Below are 17,279 nucleotides of genomic sequence, written 5' to 3'. Positions count from 1 at the left end.
TCCGATGCGGGCCGGGTGACAATGCCCGGCATGAAGATCAGTGCTCTCGCTCTCAACCGGGCCACTCTCGCACGGCAGTTGCTGCTGGAGCGGGCGGACATCGGGGTCGAGGACGCGGTACGGCGGGTTGTGGCGCTCCAGGCGCAGCAGCCCGCTTCGCCGTATGTGGCGCTGTGGAACCGGGTGGCGGGGTTCCGGGCGGCGGATCTGGACGCCGCGTTCGCCGCTTTCCGGGTGGTGAAGTCGACGCTGATGCGGATCACGCTGCACGCGGTGCACGTCGACGACTATCCGGCGCTGCGGGCGGCCGTGGAGCCGACCGTACGGGGTGCGCGGCTGCGGGACCGGCGGTTCACGGCGTCGGGGCTCACGGAGGCGGACGCGGCGCGGCTGCTGCCGGAGCTGCTCGAGCTGGCCGGTGTGCCGCGCGGGGCGGGGGAGTTGGGGGAGTGGCTGGCCGGGCGGGGCGGGGGCATCGCGCCGGAGGTGGCGCGGCCCGCGTGGCGGATGTTGCGGCAGTGGGCGCCGCTGTGGCACGCGCCGGTGGCGGACGCGCCGTGGGGGTACGTCTCGGCGGGGCGGCAGCTCTTCGTCTCGGCGGAGCGGGAGCGGCGGCCGGAGCTGGCGGATCCGGCGGTCGTGGCGGAGGGGATGCGGGTGCTGGTCCGGCGCTATCTGGCGGGGTTCGGGCCCGCTTCCGTGGCGGACATGGCGCAGTTCGGACTGGTGCAGAAGGGGCGTGTGCGGGAGGCGCTCGGCGCCGATCTGGTGGAGCTCGTGGGGCCCGGTGGCGAGGTGCTGTACGACGTGGCCGACGGGGTGCGGCCCGATGAGGGGGTGGCTGCGCCGCCGCGGTTGCTGGGGATGTGGGACAGCGTGCTGCTTGCCTACGCGGATCGGGGGCGGGTGCTGCCTCCCGAGTACCGGAAGGTCGTGACGCGGGTGAACGGGGATGTGCTGCCCACGGTGCTGGTGGACGGGTATGTCGCCGGGGTGTGGCGGATGGCGCCTGAGGGGGGTGGGGTCGAGGTGTCTGTCTTCCGGCCGTTGACCGAGGGGGAGTGGGGGGTGCTTCGGGGGGAGGCTCGGGGGGTTTGCGCGTTGCTGGTGGGGCGGGATGTGGGGGCTTACCGGCGCTTTGATCACTGGTGGGAGAAGGGGTTGCCGGTGGTGGAGGTGCGGGTGTTGGGGTGACGGGGGTGGTGTCGGGTGCGGCGCCGTCGTGGCTGGTCGCGCAGTTCCCCGCGCCCCTGGGTCGTTCTTCGGGTGCGGGCCGGTGGCCGCTTCTCGCGCAGTTCCCCGCGCCCCTTGTGGGGTTGTCGGTCGGGTGTGGGCCGGTGGGGGCTTCTCGCGCAGTTCCCCGCGCCCCTGAGGCGAGCTGCGCTTGCTCAGGGGAGGCGCGCGTAGCGCATGCCTTCAGGGCAGCCACGACGGGGGCGCGCCTGGGCGACGGCCTCGGAGCGCGGGGTGTCTGTGCACCCGGCAGAAGACATGACTCGGCCGCGGCGGCTCCCCCTCCGCGCCGCCGCGGCCGATCCCCGTGCGAAATGAAGGTCTCAGGCGGGCTCGTCCGTGGCGTGGACGTTGTCCGTGGTGGCGTCGCCGGTGGACTTGGCGGTCGCCTTCAGCGGCTCGCTGGTGGCGTGCACGTTCAGAGGCGCGACGGTGGGCTCGCCGGTGGCGTGGACGTTGTCCGTGGTGGCGTCGCCGGTGGGCTCGTCGGTGGCGTGGACGTTGGTGGGCTTGATCTGGTCGGTCATCTTCCTGGCTCCCCTGCAGAAGGTACGAACGGCTTGCTCGGTGAAGAGCGAGATCCGCCCGGCAGCTCCCCCGTGGGCGGCCGGACGGATCTCGCGGGCCGGATCACCCTAAAGGGCCCGGCCGTTCGCCGTTCCGTCTGCCCCCCGACGCGACGGCCCGGCATATGTTGAAGAGTGCCGGGCCGCGATAAACGAACGATGAACGAGCGCTCCCGCCGGGCCCCGTCAGGCGGCCGTCGGCGCCAGCAGCGCGCTGACCTCGGCCGCCTCGGGCGCGTCGAGCGACCGGAAGATGTCCAGGGCCTCGCGCCAGCAGACCTGGGCGCGGTCGAGCTGGCCGATGCTGTCGAGGGCGCGGCCCAGCACGGTGAGGACGTTGCCCCGCCGCCAGTCCCCGCCGATGCCGCGCAGCAGGGTCAGCGCCGTCTCGGAGTGGGCGGCCGCCTGCCCCGGGCGGCCCGCCGCGATGTCGACCTCGGCCAGCCGGAACAGGGTCATGCCCTCCCACAGCCGCTGCCGGCTGTCCCGGAAGACGCCCAGGGCCTGGTACAGGCAGTCGGCGGCTTCGGTGAGCCGGCCGCTCTGGGTGAGGGCGAGCCCGAGCGCGTAGCGGCCGTTGGCGCCCTTCAGGTCGTGGCCCATCTCGTCGTACATCGCGGTGCCCTGCCGGGCGAGGGCGACGGCCTGTGCGGTGCGGGAGGCCGCCAGGTGGATGCGGGAGAGGTTGCACAGGGCGCTGGCCTCGCCCGGACGGTCGCCGAGGGCGCGGAAGTCGGCGATGGCGCGGGTGAAGTGGGCCTCGCCCTCCTGGTGGCGGTTCTGGTAGAGGGAGACGACGCCGCTGATGTTGGAGGCCCAGCAGCCGGTCAGCGGGTCGTTGGCCGCGGCCGCCAACTCGGCCGCCCGCTGGGCCTCTTGGAGCGCCACGTCGAACCGGCTTCCGGAGATGTGGTGCACGAAGGCCAGCGCGGTGAGTGCGCGGGCCTCCACGTGGAGCGCTCCGTGTTCCTGCGCGGCGTCGCGCAGGAGGGCGGCGACGGCCTCGTACTCCTTGGAGTTGGCCCCGGACTCGGCCAGGTCGATGGCTGCCCACAGGGTGTCGACGGCGCGGCGCAGGGTCCCGGGCCGCGCCGACTGGCGGACGCAGGCGAGCAGGCTGACGGCCTCGGCGTACAGCCAGTCCTGCGCGGCGCGCCGGCTCTCGAACTTCAGGCCCGGGTACGCGGACGGGGTGAGGTGGTCGACGAGCCGGTCGCCGGGGCGGTCGATGAGATAGACCCCGGCGACGGTGGAGAGGTAGAAGTCCAGGAGCCGGGAGAGCGCGGCGTCCCGGCCGGACGCCGGCTCCTCGTCGCGCTCGGCGCACGCACGCGCGTAGAGCCGTACGAGATCGTGGTAGCGGTAGCGGCCCGGAGCCGCCGACTCCAGCAGGGACATGTCGACCAGCTGCTCAAGGAGGTCCTCGGCCTCGTCGGGGTCCAGATCCAGCGTGGCCGCGGCCGCGGAGAGGGAGATGTCCGGCCCGTCCGCGAGGCCCAGGAGGCGGAACGCGCGGGCCTGGGCGGGCTCCAGCTGGCCGTAGCCCAGCTCGAAGGTCGCCTTCACCGCGAGGTCACCGGCCTGGAGTTCGTCGAGGCGGCGCCGTCCGTCGGCCAGCTTCGCGGCGAGGACCGAGACGGTCCAGGTGCGGCGGGCCGCGAGGCGGGACGCGGCGATCCGGATGGCCAGCGGCAGGAAGCCGCACGCGGCCACCACGTCCAGGGCCGCCTCGCGCTCGGCGGCGACCCGCTCCTCGCCGACGATGCGGGTGAACAGCAGCAGGGCCTCTTCCGGGGACATGACGTCCAGGTCCACCAGGTGGGCGCCGGCCAGGCCGACCATCCGGACCCGGCCGGTGATCAGCGCCGCGCAGCCCTCGGTGCCGGGGAGCAGCGGGCGGACCTGGGCCGCGTCCCGCGCGTTGTCCAGCAGGACCAGGACGCGGCGGCCGTCCAGCGTCGAGCGGTACAGCGCCGCCCGCTCGTCCGGGGAGTCGGGGATCGCGGAGTCGGCGGTGCCGAGCGCCCGCAGGAACGAGCCGAGGACCGCCTCCGGCTCGGCCGCGTGCGGGCCCGCGCCCTGGAGGTCCACGTACAACTGGCCGTCGGGGAAGGCGGCGCGGGCCGCGTGGGCCACGTGCACCGCCAGCGTCGTCTTGCCGACGCCGCCGATGCCGGCCACCGCCGAGACCGCCATCACGCCGCCCGCGCCGGTCTCCGACGAGGCGGCGGCCAGCGCCTCGCTGAGTTCGCGGACGAAGTCGGCGCGGCCGGTGAAGTCGGGCACGGTCGCGGGCAGCTGGGCCGGGCGGACCGGGGCCGCGGCGGGTTCGGCGGGCGGCGCCGAGGGTTCGGCGAGGCCGGGGTCGGCGCGCAGGATGCGCTGCTGGAGTTCGGACAGGCCGGGGCGCGGGTCGACGCCCAGCTCGTCGGCGAGGAGGCGGCGGGTGTCCGCGTACACGGCGAGGGCCTCCGCCTGGCGGCCCGAGCGGTACAGCGCCAGCATCAGCAGCTCGCGCAGCCGCTCGCGCAGCGGGTGGGACGCGGTGAGGGCGGTGAGTTCGGAGACCGCCTCCGCGTGGCAGCCCTGCTCCAGGTCCATGTCGAGGCGGGCCTCGAGGAGTTGCAGGCGCCATTCCTCCAGGCGGGCGCGCTGGGTCTCCGCGTAGGGGCCGGGGACGCCGGCGAGCGGTTCGCCGTCCCACAGGCCGAGGGCCTTGCGCAGCAGGGCCCGCGCCTGGCAGAGGTCGCCGGACTGGCGGGCCTTCTCGGCGTCCGACGACAGCTCCTCGGCCGCCGCCAGGTCCAGGGCGTCGCGCCGGGGGAGCCGGATCGCGTAGCCGCCGGAGTCGCTGGCGAGCACGCCCGGGTCCAGGATCTTGCGCAGCCGGGACGCGTAGGTGCGCAGCGCCGCGAGGGCCTGCGACGGGGATTCCTCGCCCCAGAGCGCGTCGATCAGCTCGGACGCGGTCGCGGTGCGGCCCTCGCGCAGCAGCAGGGCGGCCAGCAGGGCGCGCTGCTGCGGGGATCCGGCGGCCAGCGGTTCGGCGCCGCGCCAGGCGTGGACCGGGCCGAGGACACTGAAGCGCAGGCCGGATCCGGGTGCGGTGGTGTCGGCGGTGCCGGGTCCGGGTGTTGCGGGTGCGGTGGTGTCGGCGGTGCCGGGTCCGGGTGTTGCGGGTGCGGTGGTGTCGGCGGTGCCGGGTCCGGGTGCGGCGGGCGTGGTGGTGTCGGGCGTGCCGGATTCGGGTGCGGCGGGCGTGGTGGTGTCGGTGGTGCCGGATCCGGGTGCGGTGGTGCCGGGTCCGGGTGTTGCGGGTGCGGTGGTGTCGGTCGTGCCGGGTCCGGGCGTGGTGGTGCCGGACGCGGGCGTCGCGGGCGTGGTGGTGCCGGTCGTGCCGGACGCGGGTGTCGCGGGTGTGCCGGGTTCGGGCAGGGCGTCCTCAGGTGTGCCGGACCGTCGCTGCTCCGGAACCCGCGGTCCACCGTCCATCGTCGCCGCCCCCCTGCCGCCGCACCAGCACCTGTACGTCCCGTACTCCACGCCGGTGGTCCGACGCCTCTGCCCTCGCTGTCCAGGCGGCGCGCCGCTGTCGGCACGTGCCCCCTGAGGCAACTCCGTCAGTTTGCCTTGTTCATGGCAGATACGTCAGCCGCGGGAGACTGTCATCACAGACATCTCACGCGTACGACCCTCACCATCCGCGCAAATCCGTCGGGTGCCCACTAGCTGACGGGTCGTCAGATCGGCGCTACCGTGAATCCATGGAGACCACGGAGACCACAAACGCCCAAAGTGCCCCGGAATCAGTCGACTTGCCGCGCATCATCTCCGTCGACGACCACACCGTCGAGCCGCCCACGGTGTGGTCCGACCGGCTGCCGAAGAAGTACGCCGACGTGGGGCCGCGCATCGTCCGCGCACCCCTGAAGGAAATGACCTTTCTGGGCGGAAAGTTCGCGCCCGTCATGGGCCGGCCCGGGGACGACGGGCCGATCGGCGACTGGTGGGTGTACGAGGACCTCCACCGGCCCCTCACCCGGCTCGACACCGCCGTCGGCTACGACCGGGACGAGATCAAGCTGGAGGTCATCACCTACGAGCAGATGCGGCCGGGATCCTTCGACGTCCCCGCCCGGCTCGCCGACATGGACGTCAACCACGTCCAGTCCGCCCTCTGCTTCCCCACCTTCCCGCGCTTCTGCGGGCAGACCTTCACCGAGGCCAAGGACCGGGAGCTGGGGCTGCTCGGGGTGCGCGCGTACAACGACTGGATGGTGGACGAGTGGTGCGGGCCGGCTGCCGCCGGGCGCCTGATACCGCTCACCCTCGTCCCGCTCTGGGACGCCGGGCTGGCCGCCGCCGAGGTGCGGCGCAATGCCGCGCGCGGGGTGCGGGCGGTCGCCTTCTCCGAGATTCCGCCGCATCTCGGGCTGCCGTCCATCCACGGCGACGAGTGGGATCCGTTCCTCGCCGCGTGCGACGAGACCGGGACCGTCATCGCCATGCACATCGGCTCCAGCAGCAAGATGCCGTCGACGTCCCCCGACGCGCCGCCCGCCGTCGGGTCCACCATCACCTTCGCCAACTGCTGTTTCTCGATGGTCGACTGGCTGATGAGCGGCAAGTTCGAGCGGTTCCCGAACCTGAAGATCATGTACGCGGAGGGGCAGATCGGCTGGATCCCCTACATCCTGGAGCGCGCCGACGTGGTGTGGGAGGAGAACCGGGGGTGGGGCGGGGTCGCCGACAAGGTGCGCAAGCCGCCGAGCGAGTATTTCGCGGAGCACGTGTACGGGTGCTTCTTCGACGATGCCTTCGGGTTGCGGAACCTGGACTCGATCGGGGTCGCCAATGTCCTCTACGAGACCGACTATCCGCACTCCGACTCGACCTGGCCGAAGTCTCGGGAGGTCGGGGAGGCGCAGATGGGGCATCTTGCGGGGGATGTCGTGGAGCGCATTGTGCGGGGCAATGCCATTGATCTGCTCGGGTTGACTTCGGAGGGGCTCTGGGCGGCTTGACCTTGCCGGTCGGGGTGGGGGGCTTCGGCTGGGGGTGCGTGGGGGCTGGTCGCGCAGTTCCCCGCGCCCCTGCGGGGTTGCCGGTCGGTGGGGCTTCTCGTGCGGTTCCTCGCGGCCCTGGGTGGTTTGTTGCGTGCGGGCCGGTGGTCGTTTTTTGCGCAGTTCCCCGCGCCCCTGTGGGGTTGTCGGTCGGGTGGCGGTCCGTGGGGCTTCTCGCGCAGTTCCTCGCGCCCCTGGGGGGTTCGTTCAGTGTCGGCCGGTGGCCTCTTCTCGCGCAGTTCCCCGCGCCCCTGAGGCGTGCGCTGCGCGCAGCCTCTTCTTGGGGCCGCGCTTTGCGCGTTCCCCTCATGAGGCTGCGGCTTCGCCGCGCGAGGGGTGTCTCTGTGGGGCCTCGGTGGGATGGCGCACGCAGTGTGCCTCTCAGGGGCGCGGGGAACTGCGCGGGAAGCCCCACCGGGCCGCGCGTGGTCGACGACCCCCTTCCCACCTCTTGTCTGACGGTGTGTCAGGTACGAGGATGGGGGCGCCAGTATGTGACGGATCGTCAGATCGAGGGGAACCGGGTATGGCGCGGCTCGCTTACGGGATTCAGCTCCCCATTCAGTCCCAGAGCACCATGTACGCCGAGACCTGGGAGGCGGACGCGGGCGTCGCCGACCTGGTGGAGATCGCGCGCGCCGCCGACCGGGGCGGGTTCGACTACATCGCGGTCTGCGACCACGTGGGCATCCCGCGCCGGCTCGCCGACGCCATGTCCACGACCTGGTACGACCCGGTCGCCACGCTCTCCTTCCTGGCCGGGGTGACCGAACGGGCCCGGCTGCTCAGCCACGTCGCCGTCGTCGCCCTGCGCCATCCGCTGCTCTCCGCGAAGAGCTACGCGACCCTCGACCACCTCAGCGGCGGACGCCTGATCCTCGGGGTCGGGGCCGGCCACGTACAGGAGGAGTTCGAGGCGCTCGGCGTCGACTTCGCGCGGCGCGGGGCGGTGCTCGACGAGACCGTGGACGCGCTCAAGGCGGCGCTCACGCAGGAGGAGTTCCCCTCGTACAAGGGGGAGCTGTTCCAGTTCGAGGGGCTGGGGCAGAAGCCCAGGCCCGCCCAGGCGCACGTCCCCGTATGGGTCGGCGGCTCCTCGGCACCCGCCGTGCGCCGCGCCGCGCTCAAGGGCGACGGCTGGCTGCCGCAGGGCGACCCGCGGGACGAGCTGGCCGGGAAGATCCGGACCATCAAGCGGCTGCGGGCCGACGCCGGGATCGAGGCGCCCCTGACCGTCGGGGCCATCGCCGAGCCGCTGTACATCGGCGATCCCTCCTGGCACGTCGGGCGGCGCACGCTCACCGGCTCGCCCGACGAACTGGCCGAGTCGCTGCGCGCGTACGCGGCGATGGGCGTGGACCAGATCCAGGTGCGCTTCCGCAGCCGCGGCCGGACCGAACTCGTCGACCAGATCGCGGCCTTCGCGGCCGGTGTCGCACCCCAACTCACCTGAGGAGCACAGGGCATGGGCAAGCTGGACGGGCGCGTCGTTCTCATCACGGGCGCGGCGCGCGGGCAGGGCGAGCAGGAGGCGCGGCTGTTCGCCGCCGAGGGCGCGAAGGTCGTCGTCGCCGATGTGCTCGACGATCAGGGGGAGGCCGTCGCGAAGGAGATCGGCGGCCGCTTCGTGCACCTGGACGTGAGCCGGGAAGAGGACTGGGAGGCCGCCGCGCGCGCCGCCAAGGACGCCTTCGGGAAGATCGACGGGCTGGTCAACAACGCGGGCATCCTGCGCTTCAACGAACTGACCGGCACGCCGCTGGAGGAGTTCCAGCAGATCGTGAACGTCAACCAGGTCGGCGCCTTCCTCGGCATCAAGACCATCGCCCCGGAGATCGCCGAGGCGGGCGGCGGGTCGATCGTGAACACCTCGTCGTTCACGGGGATCACGGGCATGGCGCTGGTCGGCGCGTACGCCGCGAGCAAGCACGCGATTCTCGGTCTGACCCGCGTCGCCGCCCTGGAACTCGCGGGGAAGAAGATACGCGTCAACGCCGTCTGCCCGGGCGCCATCGACACCGCGATGAGCAACCCCGCCCAACTCGACCCGGGCGGCGACATCCAGGCCGGCACCGAGGCGCTGGACGAGCTCTACCGCAAGCTGGTGCCGCTCGGCCGGGTCGGCAGGCCCGAGGAGGTCGCGCGGCTCGCGCTGTTCCTCACCGCGGAGGAGGACTCCGCGTACATCACCGGGCAGCCGTTCGTGGTCGACGGCGGCTGGCTCGCCGGGGTCAGCATTCTCTAGCCCCCCAGGGCCTGTCTGACGGTGTATCAGGTATTGACGGTCGCAGGTCGCAGTGGAACAGTCATCCCATCCAATCTGACGGATCGTCAGAAACTGACGAGGACGGTGAACCTCCTTGGAATTCGGGCTCTTTGTACAGGGATACGTGGGCAAGCAGGCGCTGACCGACCCCACCGCCGAGCACCGCGCGCTCATGAACGAGACCGAGTACGTCATCCAGGCGGACAAGTCCGGCTTCAAGTACGCCTGGGCGTCCGAGCACCACTTCCTGGAGGAGTACTCGCATCTGTCGGCGAACGACGTGTTCCTCGGGTACCTGGCGCACGCCACCGAGCGCATCCACCTCGGCTCCGGCATCTTCAACCCGCTGGCCCAGGTGAACCATCCGGTGAAGGTCGCCGAGAAGGTCGCCATGATGGACCACCTCAGCGAGGGGCGGTTCGAGTTCGGCAGCGGGCGCGGGGCCGGCAGCCACGAGATCCTCGGCTTCATCCCTGGTGTGACGGACATGAACTACACCAAGGAGATCTGGGAAGAGACCATCGCCGAGTTCCCGAAGATGTGGCTCCAGGACGAGTACGTCGGGTTCCAGGGCAAGCACTGGTCGCTGCCGCCGCGCAAGATCTTCCCCAAGCCGCACGGGAAGTCCCACCCGGCCATGTGGTACGCCGCCGGGTCCCCGCCCTCGTACGCCATGGCCGCCAGGAAGGGGCTGGGCGTGCTCGGGTTCTCCGTGCAGAAGGTCTCCGACATGGAGTGGGTCCTGGAGCAGTACAAGACCGCGATCACCGAGGCCGAGCCGATCGGTGGCTTCGTCAACGACAACGTCATGGTGACCTCGACGGCCATCTGCGCCGAGACCCACGACAAAGCCGTCGACATCGCCGTGAGCGGCGGGCTCAACTACCTCCAGTCGCTGGTCTTCCGGTACCACGACACCTTCCCGCGGCCCGAGGGCATCCCCGAGTGGCCGGAGGTCCTTCCCGAGTACAACCGGGAGATCATCGAACTCCTCATCGCCGAGGAGCTGATGATCTGCGGTGACCCGGGCGAGGTGCTCCAGCAGTGCAAGCGCTGGGAGCAGGCCGGGGCCGACCAGCTCTCCTTCGGGCTGCCGATCGGGATCTCGCACGAGGACACCCTGAACTCGATCAAGCTCATCGGGGAGCACGTCATTCCCAAGATCGACACGGATCCGGTGCATCGGACGAGCCGGTTCCGGTCCGCCGCGTAGCACTCCGTGCCGCCCCGGTTCTCCTCCTTCCCGGACAAGGAGAGCCGGGGCCCTGTCGTAGCCGCTGTCACGGGGCTCCGCCCCGGACCCCGCTCCTCAAACGCCGGAGGGGCTTGATTTGGGGCTTCGCCTCGGACCCGCTCCTCGATCGTCGGAGGGGCTTGATTTGGGGCTCCGCCCCGGACCCCGCTCCTCAAACGCCGGAGGGGCTTGATCTGGGGCTCTGCCTCGGACCCTGCTCCTCGATCGTCGGAGGGGCTTGATTTGGGGCTTCGTCCCGGATCCCGCTTCTCGATCGTCGGAGGGGCTTGATTTGGGGCTTCGTCCCGGATCCCGCTCCTCGATCGTCGGAGGGGCTTGATGTTGCTGAGCTCGATTCCTTAGGAGCAGGCATGCTCGACCACCTGATCAAGGGCGCCACCGTCGTCGACGGGACCGGTGCCCCCGCCTACGTCGCCGATGTCGGCATCCGTGACGGGCGCATCGCCGTCATCGCCGAGAGCGGAGCCGTCGCCGAGGAGGCGCGGACGAGCGAGGACGCCTCGGGGCTCGTACTCGCTCCCGGGTTCGTCGATCCGCACACGCACTACGACGCGCAGCTGTTCTGGGACCCGTACGCCACGCCCTCCCTCAACCACGGCGTGACCACGGTCGCGGGTGGCAACTGCGGCTTCACGCTCGCCCCGCTGAACCCCGGGCGGCCGGACGACGCCGACTACACGCGGCGGATGATGTCCAAGGTCGAGGGGATGTCGCTGGTCGCCCTGGAGGAAGGGGCGCCCTGGAGTTGGAACTCCTTCGGGGAGTACCTCGAAGCGCTCGACGGACGGATCGCGGTCAACGCCGGTTTCATGGTGGGGCACTGCGCGCTGCGCCGGTACGTGATGGGAGCGGACGCCGTCGGCGGGCAGCCCAGCGAGCAGCAGCTGGCCGACATGCTGGCGCTGTTCCACCAGGCCATGGACGCCGGGGCCTGGGGGCTGTCCACCACCCAGTCCTCCACCCACTCGGACGGCGACGGCGAGCCGGTCGCCTCCCGGCACGCGCTGCCCGCCGAACTCATCGCGCTGAGCCGGGCGGTCGGCGAGCACGAGGGGACGCAGATCGAGGCCATCGTCGCCGGGTGCCTCGACCAGTTCAGCGACGACGAGATCGACCTGTTCGTCGAGATGAGCGCCGCCGCCGGGCGGCCCCTCAACTGGAACGTGCTGACCATCGACGCCGCCGTCCCCGAACGCGTGCCGCGGCAGCTCTCGGCAAGTGAACGGGCTCGGAAGTCCGGCGGCCGGATCGTCGCCCTGACCATGCCGATCCTGACCCCGATGAACATGTCGCTGGGCACCTTCTGCGCGCTCAACCTGATCCCCGGGTGGGGCGAGGTGCTGGGGCTGCCCGTCGACGAACGGATCGCGAGGCTGCGCGACCCGGAGGTGCGCACCGAGATGCTGCGCCGCGCCGACAGCAAGGAGGCCGGCGTCTTCCGCAGGCTCGCCGACTTCGGGCGGTACGTCATCGGCGACACCTACTCGGAGGCGAACGAGGGGCTGACCGGGCGTGTGGTGAAGGACATCGCGGCCGAGCGCGGGCAGGAGCCCTTCGAGTGCCTCGTCGAGATCTGCGCCAACGACCGGCTGCGTACGGTCCTGTGGCCGATGCCGACCGACAACGACCCCGACTCGTGGGCGCTGCGCGCCGAGGCCTGGGGCCACGACGACGTCATGCTGGGCGGCTCCGACGCTGGAGCGCACCTGGACCGGATGTGCGGGGCGCCCTACACGACCCGGTTCATCGGGGACTGTCTGCGCGGGCGCAAGCTGGTCGGTCTGGAGCAGGCCGTGAAGATGCTGACCTCGGACCCGGCCGAGCTGTTCGGGCTGCGCGAGCGCGGGACGGTGCAGGAGGGCTTCCACGCCGACCTGGTGCTCTTCGACCCGGAGGCCATCGACGCGGGCAAGGCCACGCTGGTCCACGACCTGCCCGGCGACAGCCCCCGACTGGACTCCAAGGCCATCGGCATCACCGCGGTGTGGGTCAACGGCGTCGAGGCCATCCGCGGCGACGTCGTCAGCGGCGCCGTGCCCGGCAAGGTGCTCCGCTCGGGGCAGGACACCCGGACGGTGAGCACCAAGTGAGCGCTGTGGACGGCAGGTTGTTCATCGGGGGCGAGTGGGTCGAGCCCGGGGGCGGGACCTACGACGTGATCGACCCGGCGACCGAGCGGGTCGTCGGCGCCGCCCCCGAGGCCACGCGGCAGCAGGTGCACGACGCCGCGCGCGCCGCCCGCGACGCCTTCGGGCCCTGGTCGCGGACGACGCCCCGGGAGCGGGCCGCGATCCTCGACCGGGCCGCCGACCTCATGCAGCGCGACTTCGCGTCCCACGCCGAGCTGGCGCAGGCCGAGAGCGGCGCCACGACCGGGACGGCCCGCGGGATGCAGGTCGGCGTCGGCGTCACCCGCTTCCGGCGGTACGCGGCCGGCGCCCTGGAACCCGTGGAGGAGGGACTCCCCCCGCAGATCAACGAGGCCGGGCCGATGGGCAAGGCCGGGGTGATGGGCGCGCTCGCCGTGCGGCAGCCGGTCGGCGTCGTCACCTGCATCACCTCGTACAACAACCCCTGGGCCAACCCGGCGGGCAAGGTCGCGCCCGCACTCGCCATGGGCAACACCGTCGTCGTCAAGCCTGCCCCGCAGGACCCGCTCTCCGTGTTCCGGATGGCGGCCGCCCTCGCGGAGGCCGGAGCGCCGCAGGGGGTGGTGAACGTCGTCAGCGGCGCCTCGGTCGACGTGGGGGAGGCGGCCGTCGACTCCCCGGATGTGGACATGGTGAGCTTCACCGGGTCCACCGCCGTCGGGCAGCGCATCGGCGAGGTGTGCGGGCGTTCCATGAAGCGGCAGCTGATGGAGCTGGGCGGCAAGGGCGCCGCGATCGTCTTCGGCGACGCCGACCTGGACTCGGCCGTCGCCGGGATCGGCACGACGTACGCCTTCTACAGCGGGCAGATCTGCACGGCGCCGACCCGGGCGCTGGTGCACCGCTCGGTGTACGACGCGTTCGTCGACAAGCTCACCGCGTACATCGGGTTCATGAAGGTCGGCGACCCGAGGGAGCGGGGCACGGTCGTCGGGCCGGTCATCTCGGCGGCGCACCGCGACCGGATCGAGTCCTACGTGGAGCTCGGGCGCAAGGAGGGCGCGACGGTCGTCGCGGGCGGGGAGCGGCCCGCCGTGCCCGGCACGGACACGGGCTTCTACGTCGCGCCCACCCTGCTCGCCGACTGCACCAACGACATGCGGGTGGTGCGCGAGGAGATCTTCGGTCCCGTCGTCACGGTCGTCCCCTTCGACGGGGAGGGGCCGGGCGACGAGGACGAGGCGGTGGCGCTGGCCAACGACTCCGACTACGGGCTCATCGACTACGTCTGGTCTGGCGACGTCGCCCGCGCCTTCCGGGTCGCGCGGCGGCTGCGGGCCGGCGGGGTCGGGGTGAACACGGTCGGACGGAACATGGAGGCGCCGTTCGGCGGGTTCAAGAAGAGCGGCGTGGGGCGGGACGTCGGCTCGTACGCGCTGCACGCGTACAGCGAGCTGCAGTCGATCGTGTGGCCCGGGTGACGTGATCCGGGCGACGTGACCCACCCCTCACGGGAAATTTTGGAATGGGGTAAATCGGACCCGGCTGCGATTACCGAATAGCGGACGCCGGGCCGATCGCCTTGCAAAGTGCGGCTAGAGTGCGGGGATGGGTTGCTGACTCTTAGGTGGTTGCCCGAATTGCCCATGGATCATTAAGAGGTCATGGGGTGACGAATCCCGCCAGATGTGGAAACCGCAGGATTTAACGTCCTGTTCATGACTCAGCTGGACGTGCGGCCCCAGGAGGGCACAGGGAAGGGCGAGGGCAAGGGCCTCGGCGGGAACTCCGTCGGGCTGCTCGGCAGTGCCGTCATCGGCATCTCCACGGTCGCGCCCGTCTACTGCCTCACCTCGACCCTCGGCTCCACGGCCGGCGAGGTCGGTCTGCAGATGCCCGCGGTGTTCCTGGCCGGGTTCCTGCCCATGCTGCTGGTCGCGTTCGCGTACCGGGAGCTGAACAAGGTCATGCCGGACTGCGGTACGTCCTTCACCTGGACCGTGAAGGCGTTCGGGCCGCGCGTGGGCTGGATGTGCGGCTGGGGCCTGGTGATCGCGACGATCATCGTGCTGTCGAATCTGGCCGGGGTCGCGACCTCGTACTTCTGGCTGCTCGCCGGAGAGATCACCAACAGCGACTCGGTGGCGGCCCTGGACGGCGACAAGGCCGTCCACATCCTCACGTGCCTGGCGCTGATCGCGGCGGCGACCGCCATCAGCTACCGCGGGATGACCGCCACGAAGGGCGTGCAGTACACCCTGGTCGGCCTCCAGCTGGTGGTGCTCGGCGTCTTCGTCGTGATGGCCGTGTCCAAGGCGGGCTCGGCGGACTTCCCGACCTCGGTGCCCTTCTCCTGGTCGTGGCTGAACCCGTTCTCGGTGCAGTCCTTCGGCGCGTTCACCGCCGGTCTGTCCCTGTCGATCTTCATGTACTGGGGCTGGGACACCTGCCTGACCGCCAACGAGGAGACGATCGGCTCCGACCGGACACCGGGGCGCGCCGCGCTCATCGCCATGGTCGTCCTCGTCGGCTCCTACCTGGCCACGGGCGTCGCCGCCCAGATGATCGTCGGTTCCGGGGGCAAGGGCCTCGGCCTCGCCAACCCGGACACCTCCGACAACGTCTTCGCCGCCCTGGCCGGCCCGGTGATGGGCCCCACCCTCGGCATCCTGCTCTTCGTCGCGGTCCTCGCCTCGGCGGCGGCCAGCCTCCAGACGACGTTCATCCCCGTCGCCCGCACCGTCCTCGCCATGTCGACCTACGAGGCGCTCCCGGCCTCGTACGCCCGCGTCCACCCGCGCTTCAGGACGCCGGGCCGCGCCACGGTCACCGCGGGCGTCGCCACGGCCGTCTTCTACACGGTCATGACGCTGGTCTCCGAGCACGTCCTCGTCGACACGATCTACGCCCTCGGCCTCATGATCTGCTTCTACTACGCGCTGACGGCGTTCGCCTGCGCCTGGTACTTCAAGGCGGAGCTGCGCTCCTCGCTCCGCGACTTCACCTTCAAGGGACTCTTCCCGGCCTTGGGCGGCCTGCTCCTGTCGGCGGTCTTCGTGAAGACCCTGGTCGACATGTGGAACCCGGAGTACGGCAGCGGCTCCTCGGTCTTCGGAGTGGGCTCGGTCTTCGTCATCGGGGTCGGCCTGCTGCTCGTCGGCTTCGTGATCATGCTGGTGATGGGCCGCCGGAGCCCGGCGTTCTTCCGGGGCGAGGTGCTGAACCGGGAGACCGCGGTGCTGGTGGTGGAGGAGTAGTCGCTCACGCCCCCAGGAAGATCGGGTTCGTGAACGCGGTCAGGGCGCCCGGCAGGCCCGGGGCCGTCGCCGGGTGGCGGACCTCGGCGCGGACGTAGGCCGCGTAGGACGGGGTCGTGTGCCAGGTCGCCGTTCCCGTGCCGGAGTCGGACAGCGGGGCCGAGGTGAACAGGGTGCCCTCGTCCGTGACGATGTGCAGGGTGCAGCCGGGCGCGCCCTTCACCTCCAGGGTCACCGTCACCGGGGTGTCGGCGGCGACCGCGAGGCGTTCGCCGAGGCCCGCCGTCCGGCCCCGGCCGCCGCTCGCCGTGAAAGCGACCTCGACGTCCTTGGTCTCGGCGACGTAGGCGTGGCCCGCCCTGATGCCCGCCTGGATCGCGTCCCGCGTCAGATCGTCGGCGAGGACCACCGTCTGGGGGCCGCCCACCCGGTCCGGATCGCGGTGGGCGTCGCTGTTGCCCATCGCGGGCAGCCAGGAGCCGCGGCCGCCGCTGCCGCGCGAACGGGCGTAGGAGACCAGGGTGTTGTCCCAGTCGGCCAGCGACACCTCGTCGTCCGGCGTGTACGGCCCGTTCCACACCTCCACCGCGTCCGCCTCGCCGAAGCCGAACTTCCAGCCGCAGCCGATGCACGTCGCGTGCGGATGCGCGGGGACGACCAGACCGCCCGCCCGCCGGATCCGGTCGGCGTACTTCGCCCAGCGGTTGTCCCGGGCCCGGTAGCGCCAGTCGACGAAGGTGCCCGGGTCGGTGCCGAGGGCGACCACGTGGCCGTTGCGCGTCGTGATCTCCTCGCCGAGCATCACCAGCAGGTCGTCGCCCGCCACGTCCGCCCAATGGGCATGGGCGGACTGGGTGTTGTGGTCCGAGGTGTTGATGAAGTCCAGGCCCGCCGCCCGCGCGAGGGCGCCGATCTCGGCGGGCGTGCGCCTGCCGTCCGAGTACCAGGAGTGCAGATGGCAGTCGCCGCGGTACCAGGCCCGGCCGCGCCCGCGTGCCCGCTCCGGCGGATAGGACGGCGCGGGCGTCTCGCCGGGCGCGCCGTGGGTCAGCGTCACCGTCACCGAGTACGGCAGGCCGTCCGGCGCCACCGTGTACGGGCCGAGCGCGATGTGCCAGGTGCCGGTCCGTACCGGGCCCGGCAGATAGCCGGGCGTCGCGTCGTCGGCCCGCAGGAAGAACTCGGTGCGGGCCCCGCCCGACCAGCCGCGGAAGCCCTCGCCGCCGAGCGCCGTGCCGCGCTCGTCGAAGACGCCGATGTCCAGCGCGTTGTTCTGGGTGCCGGCCGGCACCGTGGCCTTCGTGTACGTGTACGCGACCCTGATCTCCCGTACCCCGCGCGGCACCTCGACCGGCAGGTACACGAAGTCGGGCGCGCCCGGCGGCAGCGTGCCCGTGAGCGTACGGGTCGACTGCGTCCCCTCGGCGGCGCCGGCGAAGCTCATGGTCCCGAGCGTAAGCGCGCCGGCCGCTCCGGTCACCAGCAGCGCCCGCCTGCCCGGGCCTCTGGGGTCTCTGTCGTCTCCGTGGTCGGCGTCGGTGCACATGTC

Annotated in this window: 11 protein-coding genes; 8 read left to right on the top strand and 3 right to left on the bottom strand. The window is 71.8% G+C overall.

Annotated features, from left to right (window positions below):
• Positions 1-30: 30 nt before the first annotated feature.
• Positions 31-1,194 (top strand): winged helix DNA-binding domain-containing protein, encoded by a 1,164-nt coding sequence (locus tag ABZ930_RS32680; RefSeq protein WP_361555975.1) that lies wholly within the window; start codon positions 31-33, stop codon positions 1,192-1,194.
• A gap of 362 nt (positions 1,195-1,556) precedes the next feature.
• On the opposite strand, the gene ABZ930_RS32675 is transcribed toward ABZ930_RS32680, so the two are convergent.
• Complete coding sequence (locus ABZ930_RS32675) at positions 1,557-1,760, bottom strand: hypothetical protein (RefSeq protein ID WP_361555972.1); 204 nt, start codon at positions 1,758-1,760, stop codon at positions 1,557-1,559.
• A gap of 225 nt (positions 1,761-1,985) precedes the next feature.
• The gene (locus ABZ930_RS32670; protein ID WP_361555969.1) at positions 1,986-5,291 is read right to left on the bottom strand and encodes a BTAD domain-containing putative transcriptional regulator; all 3,306 of its coding nucleotides are present in this window, start codon (positions 5,289-5,291) and stop codon (positions 1,986-1,988) included.
• A 272-nt stretch (positions 5,292-5,563) separates the two neighbouring features.
• Between ABZ930_RS32670 and ABZ930_RS32665 the strand changes: the two genes are divergently transcribed.
• The 7 genes from ABZ930_RS32665 (at position 5,564) to ABZ930_RS32635 (ending at position 15,730) form a co-directional block, all read left to right on the top strand.
• Positions 5,564-6,823, top strand: a complete 1,260-nt coding sequence (locus tag ABZ930_RS32665; protein ID WP_361555966.1) for an amidohydrolase family protein — start codon at positions 5,564-5,566, stop codon at positions 6,821-6,823.
• A 565-nt stretch (positions 6,824-7,388) separates the two neighbouring features.
• Positions 7,389-8,315 carry an LLM class F420-dependent oxidoreductase gene (locus tag ABZ930_RS32660; RefSeq protein ID WP_361555963.1) on the top strand — a complete coding sequence of 309 codons (927 nt, stop codon included), beginning with the start codon at positions 7,389-7,391 and terminating at the stop codon, positions 8,313-8,315.
• 12 nt (positions 8,316-8,327) lie between these two features.
• Positions 8,328-9,107: an SDR family NAD(P)-dependent oxidoreductase gene (locus ABZ930_RS32655; RefSeq protein WP_361555960.1), complete on the top strand. Its 780-nt coding sequence runs from the start codon at positions 8,328-8,330 to the stop codon at positions 9,105-9,107.
• Between the two features lie 115 nt (positions 9,108-9,222).
• On the top strand, positions 9,223-10,341 hold the full coding sequence (locus tag ABZ930_RS32650) for an LLM class flavin-dependent oxidoreductase (protein WP_361555957.1): 1,119 nt from the start codon (positions 9,223-9,225) through the stop codon (positions 10,339-10,341).
• Positions 10,342-10,733: 392 nt separating this feature from the next.
• Positions 10,734-12,473, top strand: coding sequence for a D-aminoacylase (locus ABZ930_RS32645; RefSeq protein WP_361555954.1), 1,740 nt, complete (start codon positions 10,734-10,736; stop codon positions 12,471-12,473).
• On the top strand, positions 12,470-13,954 hold the full coding sequence (locus ABZ930_RS32640; RefSeq protein ID WP_361555951.1) for an aldehyde dehydrogenase family protein: 1,485 nt from the start codon (positions 12,470-12,472) through the stop codon (positions 13,952-13,954). Before ABZ930_RS32645 ends, ABZ930_RS32640 begins: the two co-directional genes overlap by 4 nt.
• A 237-nt stretch (positions 13,955-14,191) precedes the next feature.
• Positions 14,192-15,730 (top strand): APC family permease, encoded by a 1,539-nt coding sequence (locus ABZ930_RS32635; protein WP_361555948.1) that lies wholly within the window; start codon positions 14,192-14,194, stop codon positions 15,728-15,730.
• A gap of 4 nt (positions 15,731-15,734) precedes the next feature.
• On the opposite strand, the gene ABZ930_RS32630 is transcribed toward ABZ930_RS32635, so the two are convergent.
• Positions 15,735-17,276 (bottom strand): CehA/McbA family metallohydrolase, encoded by a 1,542-nt coding sequence (locus ABZ930_RS32630; protein ID WP_361555945.1) that lies wholly within the window; start codon positions 17,274-17,276, stop codon positions 15,735-15,737.
• Between the last annotated feature and the right edge of the window lie 3 nt (positions 17,277-17,279).

Source organism: Streptomyces sp. NPDC046716 (assembly GCF_040645755.1).
In the GTDB taxonomy this organism is placed as follows: domain Bacteria; phylum Actinomycetota; class Actinomycetes; order Streptomycetales; family Streptomycetaceae; genus Streptomyces.
This window is presented reverse-complemented; position numbering and strand designations above follow the sequence as displayed.